Origin of the sequence: Longimicrobium sp. (assembly GCF_036280135.1) — a bacterium.
GTDB lineage: Bacteria > Gemmatimonadota > Gemmatimonadetes > Longimicrobiales > Longimicrobiaceae > Longimicrobium.
Window position 1 is genome coordinate 1 of sequence record NZ_DASURI010000398.1, and the last position, 9769, is coordinate 9769.

The following is a 9769-nucleotide window of genomic DNA, read 5'->3' on the forward strand; positions in this document are numbered from 1 at the left end:
CCTCCCGTATGCGCGAACGGCCGGCGCGAGGTGCGCCGGCCGTCCAAAGGGCTCACGCCGCGTCCGCTCAGCAGTGGGAGCCGTCGAAGCCGCAGCCGGTCTCGCAACCGGACACGCAGCCGGTCTCCACGTCGGCCACGACGTCCTGGAAAGACGCGGCGGCGAACGTCTCCACGGCCAGGTCATCGATGTTCAGCACGGTCTTTTTCATCGGGAGCTCCGCTTTGCATGGATGGTGGAAGAAGCAGGGGCGGCGGCGACGTCTATCCTGCGGCCGAGCCTGCGGGTGTGGGAGAGCGGCAACGTCAGTCGCCGCTTCCCGTCGGCTCGGCGGCGGGTTGGCGATCAGCCGCAGCCCTGCGCGCCGCAGTCGCTCATGCACCCGGTCCACTCGTCGCCGAGCACCGGCACGTCGGCGGTGATCTGGAACGATTCAACCACCAGGTCGTCGATCTTCAGCATTGGCCACACTCGCTCATGCATCCGGTCCAGTCGATGCCGACGCTCTGGTCGTCGGAGGTAAGCGCGAACGTATCCACCATCAGGTCATCCAGGCTCAGCACGATCTTGTCCATGGTTGTGCTTCGGTCAGGGGGAACGAAGGGAGAAGCGATGCGGCCGCCAAGCGCGCGCGACCGCATCGCTTCAAGGCTGACGCCGCCGTCCGCGGCCGCCGGGGTGAGTCGCGAGGACTGCCGGATTACCAGCAGTTCTGCGTCTCGCCGCCGCCGCTGTCACAGCCGCTGGCGGTGGGGTTGATGCCACAGCCGCTGTCGCAGCCGGTGCAGCAGAACGGGTCGATGCCGATGGGGGACACCGTCTTGCTCTCCGTCGTGAACGACGACACGCGCAGGTCCTCGATCTTCAGCTTCTTCATGTCATCCTCTCCAGTCTGGGGGGTGATGGACGGACCCCGGGGTCCGGAAGGCGGAACGCGCGCGGCTCAGGGCGCCACGGCCGCGTAGTCGATGATGCCGCAGCCGCTGTCGCAGCCCGTGCAGTCGCCCGTGCCCGAGATGGACTGCGACTCGGCCGTGGGAAACGACTCGACGGCCAGCGCCTCCAGGTTCAGCGTCAGGTTGTTCATGGCTCTGTTGGATGGATAGGGATGGACGGGCCTCGGCTCAGTCGTACGGAAGCTCGGCGATGATGCCGCAGCCGCTGACGCAGCCGGTGCACTTCATGGGACCCGTCGTCATGCTCAGGCTGTCGCCCGTCTCGAACGACTCCACGGCGATGGCTTCGGGGTTGAGCGCGTTCTTTTCCATGGGACCTCCAGGAGGTTTGTGCCGGGATGTGCGTGCAGGCACGCGGGGGGACGACGCGCAGCGGGCGCCCCCGTGAAGGCTGGGGCGCCCGAATTCCGCTACTGGCAGTTGGGGACGGACGACGCGCCGCCGCTCTCACAGTAGCTGGCGGTGGGATTGATGCCACAGCCGCTATCACAGCCGGTGCAGCAGTATCCGCCATCGTCGATCGGCGAGATGATCGTGCGGTCCGAGGTCGCGTAGGTGGTGACCTGGATGTCCTCGATGTCCAGCCGGATCGGGTTGATGCTGTCGCTCATGGGGCTTTTCCTTTCAGGGGCGGATGGCGATCTGGCTCAAGAAACGGCGGGAGCTGCGATCCCCGGGTGCACCATGGTAAACACACCCGGCGATTCGTGCAATGACCGTCCGAAAACGCGAATTCATTTGGCGCATTGCTGCCGCCATCCACGTGCATTCGCATGTTTTGCAGCGGATTACGGTAGCACCTGAACCCGTTCGGCCGCGTCCGGATCCCTTCGTCCGCTGGCGTGATGGGATCCGGTGGATTCCACCAACGCGAACGGCCGGCGCGTGGTGCGCCGGCCGTCGTCGTTCTCCCGCGTGCGCCCCTTACCAGCAGACGCCCTCGCCCGTGTCGCCGCCGGCGCTCTCGCAGCCGCCCGCGGTGGGGTTGATGCCGCAGCCGCTGTCGCAGCCCGTGCAGCAGCACTCCTTTGCGTCCGTCTTGCCGCCGCCGCTCTCGCAGCCGCCCCCCGTGGGGATGATGCCGCACCCGCTGTCGCAGCCGGTACAGCAGTACGGGTCGATGATGGCGGCCTGCGTGCTCGTGGCGTACGACGAGACCTCCAGGTCCTCCAGGCGCAGGCGGATGGGGGCGGTGAGCGTGGCGGTCATGATGATATCCCCGGTCTCTGGATTCGGAGGAGCGGGCGCGGAGGGCCCGTGCCCGTTTCGGTGAGGGACCGCGGATGGGCATCGCGGCCGGCCGCCGCACGGTTCACGCGGCGGACCACGTCCGCACCGTCCGCCCAAAACCGCGAATCCTCCTCCGCGCACGCCGTGTCTTCTCGCGACGCGGATCGGCCCGCCGCGCGGAATCCATCGTGCCGAAGTCGTTGCGAATCCGGATGATTACGCCCGCTCCACAAGCGCGCCGGACGCTCGGGATCCGGGGCAGATGTGCCACAATCGGGACGCGGAGGCCCCAAACGGGACCGGCCGCCGTTGCGTAAACGGCGGCCGGTCGGGGTGTGCGGAGCACGGACGCGTCGCGGATCAGCAGTCGGCGGTGGCGCCGTCGCAGTGCGGAACCTGGTCCGTGGACACGATGGGCATGTACACCGAGCCACCCGCCAGGGCGCTGGGCTCGCTGACTTCGAACGTCTCCACTACGAGCTGGTTCAGGTCGAGCGACATCGGAGGATCTCCCGCTGCAGGGTGAGCGCGGCCAACGCGGCCACGTGCCATTCGGTCCGGCGCCCGGCGGACGCCGTGTGTTCCCAACCTAGCAGGCGGGCTTCGAATTATCAATCATCGTCCGGAAACGGAAGCATGGTGCACAAGAAGCAAGGTGGCGGCGATTCTGCTCGCCGCCACTCCCGCACTCCCGCACTCCCGCACTCCCGCACTCCCGCACTCCCGCACTCCCGCACTCCCGCACTCCCGCACTCCCGCACTCACGCACTCACGCACTCACGCACTCACGCACTCACGCGTTCCCCGATCGTCGCGTCCGCGATGGCGACGGGCGGCGGCGTGCGGTACGCCTCCGGGGCGGACGGACAGAGCGGCGCCAGGGTGCAGCGCTCGCAGTACGCGCGCCGCGCCGTGCAGACGGCGCGGCCGTGGTCGATGATGCGGTGCGTGAAGATCACCCGCTCCGGCATCTGCAGAAGGGGCAGCAGGTCCTGCTCCACCTTCTCCGGGTCCTCCTCCTTTGTCAGCCCCAGCCGTGCGGCGATGCGCTTGACGTGCGTGTCCACCACCACGCCCTCCGCCATCCCGAACCCCACGCCCAGCACGACGTTCGCCGTCTTGCGGCCCACGCCGGGCAGCTGCGTCAGCGCGTCCAGGTCCGCCGGCACCTCGCCGCCGTGCCGCTCCACCAGCGCGCGCCCCAGCCCGATGAGCGACCGGGACTTGTTGCGGAAGAAGTTGAGCGTCTTGAGGTGCTCTTCCATCTCCTCCTGCGACGCGTCGGCAAAATCCTGCGCCGTGCGAAAGCGCGCGAACAGGGCCGGCGTCACGCGGTTTACGGCCGCGTCCGTGGTCTGCGCGCTCAGCACCGTGGCGACGACCAGCTGCAGCGGGTTCTCGTGGTCCAGCGAGCAGCGGCTGTCGGGGTACAGCGAGGCCAATTCGGCCAGGATGCGCACGGTGCGCTCACGGCGCGCTTTTTTGCTTTCTCTCGGCAAGATAATTCTCCAGCTTGTCCAGGTCCCACGTATTGAGCACCTGCGGGGCGGTGAGCCACGCCTTGCGCGCCACGTTGATTCCCCACGCCACGTTGCCCAGCGCGCCCGTGGAGTGCGCGTCGGGGTTGATGGGCACCAGCACGCCCTTTTCCGCGGCGTAGCGCGCGGCCTTCCAGTCCACGTCCAGCCGGTGCGGATCGGCGTTGATCTCCACACACACGCCGTGCTCGGCCGCCGCGTCGATCACCGCGCGCACGTCCACCGCGTAGCCGTTGCGCCGCAGCAGCAGGCGCCCCGTGGCGTGCCCCAGCATGGTGATGTGCGGATTGCTGACGGCGCGGATCAGCCGGCGCGTCTGCTCCTTCTCGTCCAGCGCGAAGTTGCTGTGGACGCTGCCCACCACGTAGTCGAACGAGCGCAGCACGTCGTCCGGGTAGTCCAGGCTGCCGTCCGCCAGGATGTCGCTCTCCACGCCCTTGAACAGGCGGAATCGCTTCTTTCCCCTGCCCCCGTGCTCCGCGTTCCACGCGTCGATCTCGCGGTGCTGCTTCTTGACGGCGGCCGGCGGCAATCCGCCCGCGTACCCCGCGGACTGCGAGTGGTCGGCGATGCCCAGGTAGGCCCAGCCCCGCTCGCGTGCCGCGTCCGCCATCTCGGCGACGGACGCGCGGCCGTCGGAGTACGTGGTGTGGCAGTGAAATGTACCACGTAAATCGCTGGTGTCCACCAGCTTGGGCAAATTGCCCCCCGCCGCGGCCTCGATCTCCCCCCATCCCTCCCGCAGCTCCGGGGGGATAAACGCCAGGCCGAGCGCTTCGTACACCGCGTCCTCGTCCGGGAGCGCCAGCCGCTTTCTGCCTTGCCACACACCATCCCGCGCCAGGCGCAGCTTCTTCTCCTCGGCCCGGGCGGACAGCTGCGCCCAGTGCTCGCCGCTCCCCGTGGCAAAGAGGAGCGCCGTGGCGTACTCCGCCGGCTTGACGCAAACGAGCGTGGCGCACAGCCCGTCCGCCAGCTCCACGTCCGCGCGGCGGTCCGCGTCGTCGTCGTCCGCGGGGGCCACGCCCTGCAGCGCGCGAAAGGCGGCGAGCACCGCCTCCGGCTTCTTCGACGAGGCCACGAGGTCGATGGAATCCACCACCTCCAGCCGCCGGCGGACCTGCCCCGCGGCGCTCACCTCGATGACGCCCGGCAGCCCCTCCACCAGCTCCAGCAGCGCCGCCGCCGGTTCGATCGCCTGGAAAAAGCGCCGCCGCCCGCGCATGGAGCGCACGAACGCCACGCCTTCCAGGATCTTTTGCTCCGTCTTGGCGCCAAACCCCGGGAGCTTCGCCAGCCGGCCGGCGGCCGCGGCCTCCTCCAGCTTTTCCAGCGAGTCGATGCCCAGGTCCTTGTAGAGCGTGCGGCCGCGCTTGGCGCCCACGCCCTTGATGCGCATGACGTCGAACAGCCCCACGGGCGTTTGCGCGCGCAGCTCCTCCAGCATGCGCGACGTGCCCGTCGTCACCAGCTCCGTCAGCACGGCGGCGATCCCCTCGCCCACGCCGGGCAGCGTGCGCAGCTCGCCCGCGGCGGCCAAGGCCGACAGGTCGGCGCCGGACGTCTCCAGCGAGCGCGAGGCGGACTGGAACGCCTTGGCCCGGAACGGGTTGCCGCCCACCACCTCCAGCAGCATGGCGATCTCCGCCAGGAGGGCGGCGGCTTCGCGGGCGGTCATCCGGCGTCGCCCAGGCGCACGCGGTGAAACTCCAGGCGGGAGAACGGCACGGAGCCCGGCCGGTCCTCCGCGCGGCGCTCCTGCGGCGGCGCGCCCGTGACGTCCTCGGCGTGGTTCTGCACGTACCACAGCACCCGCGCCACCAGCTTGAACGCCTCGGCCGTCGTGAGGATGGAGTACAGCCCCGCCATCTCGCCGCCGGGAAGCACGTTCTCGAAGTCGCGCCCCCGGTCGCGCCCCGGCTCGGCCCAGACGGGGGGGATGCCCTGCCCCGCCTCGGTGTCGAACGCGATGACGCTGAACCCGGCGCGCAGCCGGTGAATGCCCAGCACCATCAGCACCTGCACGTCCGTGAACGGCAGCCCCAGCGGGTCCTGCTCCCGCGCCACGGTGACGAAGAAGCCGTCCACGGGCTCCGGGGGCACGTCCGTGCCGATGCTGGCCCAGAACAGGTTGGGCGGCAGCTGGATGTACAGGCTGTCGTACGGGGCCGAGAGCTCCCAGTCCGTCAGCGTGGGCGTACCTTCCACCAGGTAGCGCGCCACGGCCGCGTCCACCACGTACAGCCGCCGGCCAAAGCGCCAGAAGTTGAACGCGTGGTAGAAGAGCGCGCGGTACTCCTCCAGCATCTCCGGCGGCGCGTCCGGCGGGATGATGTCGCGGATGGCCTCGCCCCCGGCGGCCAGGAACGCGAACCGCTCGCGCCGCGCCGGGTCCTCGCGGCGGGCCTCCGCCTCTTCCTGGATGCCGGGAAAGACCCGCGTCTCGAAGTCGCCCTCCAGGAACGCCAGCTCGTACGGCGTAAGCCGCGCCGCCGTGGGCGCGTCCGCCGTCCGTCCGCCGCCGTCCGTGCCCCCGGCCGGAGCCCCCGCGGCGCCCCCGGTTCCCTCGTTCTGCTCGTCCACCACGCGCTCCCCTCCCCTGTCGCGGTTGTGTCCGCGCCCACCGCAATCTCGGCGCCCGACGGGGAAGTTACCCGCCATCGCGCCCTTCGCGCCAGCGTCCGGACCGGTTTCTTTCCAGGACTTGAAGGCCGAAAAGAACCTGTGTATACTCTGGCAGCTTGTTTGACACCCCGAGCGCAGCCGGCGCGGGCGGAACGATTGATCACCCTCAGTGCCCCGCGTGTTTCCGGGGCGGAAAGAGCGAGCATGGTCAAACGAGATCACCGTATCAACCGCGCCGGCGGCCCCTGGACCAGCTTCTTCGTGGCGGTGCTGTTCCTGCTGGCGTTTCCGCTCTTTCCGCTCGGGGCGGAGCTGGTGTTCACGGGACAGATCAACATGTCGTCCCTGATGCTCACGACGGCGACCTACGCGCTCTCGCTGTCCGTCACGTCGACGCACCTGGGTCGCTGGGCCCTCGGTATCACGTTCGCGTTCATCTCCACTACGCTGTTCGGGTGGAGCATAGGCATGGGCGACAGGGTGCTGGGGCCCGCGTACCGACTGGGATATGGGTCCGTGGCGGGTGAAGCCTGGCTCGGCAGCGCGGCGACCTTCATTGGCCTGCTGCTTCTCATGCACCTGTGGGAGCGGTTCGAGCGGCACGTGCTGCAACGAGAAGCATTCCCGGAATTCCTTCAGGAGAGGTGAGCGATGCACGAACCGGCAAGCATTGTCTGGGTGGCCCGAATCTCGGCGGTCGTCTTCGTGGTCGTGGCCGCATACGTGGCGTGCGACATCACCCGGCTTCTCCGTGCCCATCGGCGGATGGCGCGGGTGCTCGCGGAACGGGAGGAGTACCGGCCGCTGCTGGATACCCTTGCGGCGCGTGCGCGGCAGAACGGGGGCACGCTGCGGCTCTCCGAGCGAGAGTCCCTCGACGTGCGGGACAAGGTCCGCGAAGCGCTGGTCTTTCTGCAGCCAGGTGACCGCAAGCGCATCGCACCACGGCTGCGTGGGCGTTCGGTGAGCGGATACGAGGGCTATCTCTGGAATCTGCTTCTCACGTCCATGAACCAGCTCGACGAAACACGCCACCCCGCCTGATCCGCCCTGAACGCAAACCGGCTGCGCCTCGCGAAAGGGGCGCAGCCGATTGCGCTGCCGACGGCGGACGCGGATCAGTCCCCGTCGTCGTCAACGAGGTGCCAGTCCTGGGGCTCCACGCTCCACTCCAGCACCTCGGGCGCCTCGCGGTGAAAGAGGCCGCGGATGGATTCCATTGTCCCCAGGCGGCGCACCAGGACCAGCGCCGTCTCGCCCGGGCCGTCGCGGAACCCTTCCAGGAACAGGAAGCACACGTCGCCCATGCGCTCCGGGCGCGGAAGCGACACGCGCCGGCCGGCGACGTCCGCCTCGATCTCCTTGAGCCGGTCGAACTGGCCCGCCGTCAGCGTGATCTCGGCGAACACGTCGCCGTCCACTTCCCAGCCGCCGTCGTCCAGTGGCTCGCCGGCGCGGTAGAAGAGCGGATCGTACGCCACGCCCTCGCGGCGCTTGAAGTTCTCGTCCGCCGCGTAGTCAAAGTCCTCCAGCGCGTCCTCGCCGGCGGTGGACTCGCGGTGGTGGCGGATCTCGTGGGTGAGGGTCTCGTACAGCTCGCCTTCCCAGTCAAAGTCCGGGTCCTGCTCCGCCAGCGCCTGGAACGAGCCAAAGTACAGGTGCACGCCGGAGCGCACCTCCTCGGGCACCTCGAAGCCCAGGTCCAGCTCGCCCGTGGCGCACTCGCCCAGCGTGTAGACCTCCGGCAGCTCCGGGTGCGGCAGCGCCTCCTCGGAGACGGCGACGTATTCGATGCCGCCGCGGTACTCGGGCGGAATGCCGTCGAAGATCTCGTGGGCGCGGCGCTCGAACTGGGCGAAGTTCATCCGGCAAGGAAAGTCGAGGTGGATCGGCGGGACAGGAGGATGCGGATCACGGCGAGCCCTACGCCCGCCGCGATGCCCAGGCTCCACGACGGGAAGTCGCGCCACAGCACCAGCTTGAACCACGTGGTCTCCGCCACCAGCACCAGCGCCAGCCAGCGGTACGTCGCGGACTGTGTCGTGAGGGCGGAGTACGCGAAGAACAGCATGTGCCCGCTGAACGGGACAACGGGCCCCACGAAGCGGATGGCGCCGAGCACGACGGCGGCCGCGTCCATCGCAAGCGCGGGGGCGGGCGTGCGCTCCACCTCGTCCACGCGGATGCGCGCCCAGGCAAAGAACGCCACGAAGAACGGCGCCGCGTACAGCAGCAGGAACCGCCGCGCGGCCCATCCGTCCACGACGAGCGCACCCGCCGCGAAGATCAGCGGCACGACGACGGCCGTGACCGTCAGCGCGCGGCGCAGGGACGCGCGGTGACGCGTGATCAGCGTCAGGAGCGTCACATCTGCTCTTCTCAAGATGCGGAAAGGCCGGTTTCCTGAGGGGATGTTGTCAAACCTGCTACCGATGAAACCCAGGGAGCGTCATCCTGAGGGAGCGCCGCGCGAAACGTGAACGCGCGCAATACTACGGCGCGACCGAAGGATCTTGTGTGCGAGACTCGGAGGGGGCCTTCGCGCACGAGGGCAACCGCAGAGCTTTGCAGGCAAGATCCTTCGGTCGCCGCTACGGATCGTGCACCCGCAAAGGCCTGCGCGGCGGCTCCCTCAGGATGACGCTTTCGAAGCCCGCGGGCTGGCAACACCCTCCCAGGAGATCGAATCCCTCGCCCGTGCGCCAAGGGCGCGGAGCCGGGAAGCCGGTCCGCGCCCTCGTGGCGCGTTGCCTGAGGCGGACAGTGCTCAGTCCAGCTCGTCGATGCCGTTGATGATCTTGCCCACCAAGCCGTACTCCTTGGCCGCGTTCACGTCCAGCCAGAAGTTGCGGTGGGTGTCGTGCTCGATCTTCTCCAGCGGCTGCCCCGTCTCGCGCGCGAAGATGCGGTTGATGCGCTCGCGCATCCGCAGGATCTCGGTGGCCTCGATGGCGATGTCGGCCGCCGTGCCGCCCGCGCCGCCGGCCGGCTGGTGCAGCAGGAAGCGCGTGTTGGGCAGCGCGAAGCGGTCTTCGCGCGGCGCGGCCACGTAGATGAGCGCGCCGGCGCTGGCCACCCATCCCGTGCCGATCATCCGCACGCGCGGCTTGATGAAGCGGATGACGTCGTGGATGGTGTCGCCCGACTCCACGTGCCCGCCCTGCGAGTTCACGAAGAGGTTGATGGGCTCGTCGCTCACGGCCGCCATGGCCAGCAGCTGGCCGATGATGTTGCTGACGAGCTGCTGGTCGATGCCGCCGCTGATGATGAGCGTGCGCGACTTGAACAGCCGCTCGCGAATGCCCTCGGTGAGCGCGTTGGGCGGCGACTTCTGGTCGTCTCCCGGCTTCTCGTCGTCCTCGTGCTCCTCGTCGTTCCTCATCCCCGGTATCCCCTTGATGGTCTGGCACAGGCCCTGAT

General features: G+C 69.1%; 15 protein-coding genes. 2 read left to right on the top strand and 13 right to left on the bottom strand.

The genetic code is table 11. The features are described from left to right. Positions 1-67 precede the first annotated feature (67 nt). The 10 genes from VFZ20_RS12465 to VFZ20_RS12510 form a co-directional block, all read right to left on the bottom strand. Positions 68-211 carry a hypothetical protein gene (locus tag VFZ20_RS12465; RefSeq protein WP_329684212.1) on the bottom strand — a complete coding sequence of 48 codons (144 nt, stop codon included), beginning with the start codon at positions 209-211 and terminating at the stop codon, positions 68-70. A 489-nt stretch (positions 212-700) separates the two neighbouring features. Further along, complete coding sequence (locus VFZ20_RS12470) at positions 701-877, bottom strand: hypothetical protein (RefSeq protein ID WP_329684213.1); 177 nt, start codon at positions 875-877, stop codon at positions 701-703. A 66-nt stretch (positions 878-943) separates the two neighbouring features. Next, a complete protein-coding gene (locus VFZ20_RS12475; RefSeq protein WP_329684214.1) occupies positions 944-1087 on the bottom strand; it encodes a hypothetical protein in 144 nt (47 codons plus the stop codon). Positions 1088-1124: 37 nt separating this feature from the next. Continuing rightward, positions 1125-1268, bottom strand: coding sequence for a hypothetical protein (locus VFZ20_RS12480; RefSeq protein WP_329684215.1), 144 nt, complete (start codon positions 1266-1268; stop codon positions 1125-1127). 98 nt (positions 1269-1366) lie between these two features. Further along, entirely contained in the window at positions 1367-1567 is a 201-nt protein-coding gene (locus VFZ20_RS12485) for a hypothetical protein (protein WP_329684216.1), read from the bottom strand. Between the two features lie 313 nt (positions 1568-1880). Next, positions 1881-2165, bottom strand: a complete 285-nt coding sequence (locus VFZ20_RS12490; RefSeq protein WP_329684217.1) for a hypothetical protein — start codon at positions 2163-2165, stop codon at positions 1881-1883. 381 nt (positions 2166-2546) lie between these two features. Further along, positions 2547-2687 carry a hypothetical protein gene (locus VFZ20_RS12495; protein ID WP_329684218.1) on the bottom strand — a complete coding sequence of 47 codons (141 nt, stop codon included), beginning with the start codon at positions 2685-2687 and terminating at the stop codon, positions 2547-2549. 284 nt (positions 2688-2971) lie between these two features. Beyond that, complete coding sequence (gene nth / locus VFZ20_RS12500) at positions 2972-3646, bottom strand: endonuclease III (protein WP_329684219.1); 675 nt, start codon at positions 3644-3646, stop codon at positions 2972-2974. 7 nt (positions 3647-3653) lie between these two features. Then, positions 3654-5402 carry a DNA polymerase/3'-5' exonuclease PolX gene (gene polX, locus VFZ20_RS12505; RefSeq protein ID WP_329684220.1) on the bottom strand — a complete coding sequence of 583 codons (1749 nt, stop codon included), beginning with the start codon at positions 5400-5402 and terminating at the stop codon, positions 3654-3656. Beyond that, positions 5399-6307 (bottom strand): hypothetical protein, encoded by a 909-nt coding sequence (locus VFZ20_RS12510; protein WP_329684221.1) that lies wholly within the window; start codon positions 6305-6307, stop codon positions 5399-5401. The genes polX and VFZ20_RS12510 overlap by 4 nt, the downstream gene beginning before the upstream one ends. 246 nt (positions 6308-6553) lie before the next feature. Between VFZ20_RS12510 and VFZ20_RS12515 the strand changes: the two genes are divergently transcribed. Both VFZ20_RS12515 and VFZ20_RS12520 read left to right on the top strand, forming a co-directional pair. Then, positions 6554-6997: a hypothetical protein gene (locus VFZ20_RS12515; protein ID WP_329684222.1), complete on the top strand. Its 444-nt coding sequence runs from the start codon at positions 6554-6556 to the stop codon at positions 6995-6997. A gap of 3 nt (positions 6998-7000) precedes the next feature. Then, on the top strand, positions 7001-7393 hold the full coding sequence (locus tag VFZ20_RS12520; protein WP_329684223.1) for a hypothetical protein: 393 nt from the start codon (positions 7001-7003) through the stop codon (positions 7391-7393). 74 nt (positions 7394-7467) lie between these two features. Here VFZ20_RS12520 and VFZ20_RS12525 read toward each other — a convergent pair whose 3' ends face one another. From VFZ20_RS12525 to VFZ20_RS12535, 3 genes are all read right to left on the bottom strand, one after another. Beyond that, entirely contained in the window at positions 7468-8214 is a 747-nt protein-coding gene (locus VFZ20_RS12525) for a hypothetical protein (RefSeq protein WP_329684224.1), read from the bottom strand. Further along, complete coding sequence (locus VFZ20_RS12530; protein WP_329684225.1) at positions 8211-8717, bottom strand: hypothetical protein; 507 nt, start codon at positions 8715-8717, stop codon at positions 8211-8213. Before VFZ20_RS12530 ends, VFZ20_RS12525 begins: the two co-directional genes overlap by 4 nt. A 399-nt stretch (positions 8718-9116) precedes the next feature. Then, positions 9117-9731: an ATP-dependent Clp protease proteolytic subunit gene (locus tag VFZ20_RS12535; RefSeq protein WP_414682936.1), complete on the bottom strand. Its 615-nt coding sequence runs from the start codon at positions 9729-9731 to the stop codon at positions 9117-9119. Positions 9732-9769: the final 38 nt, after the last annotated feature.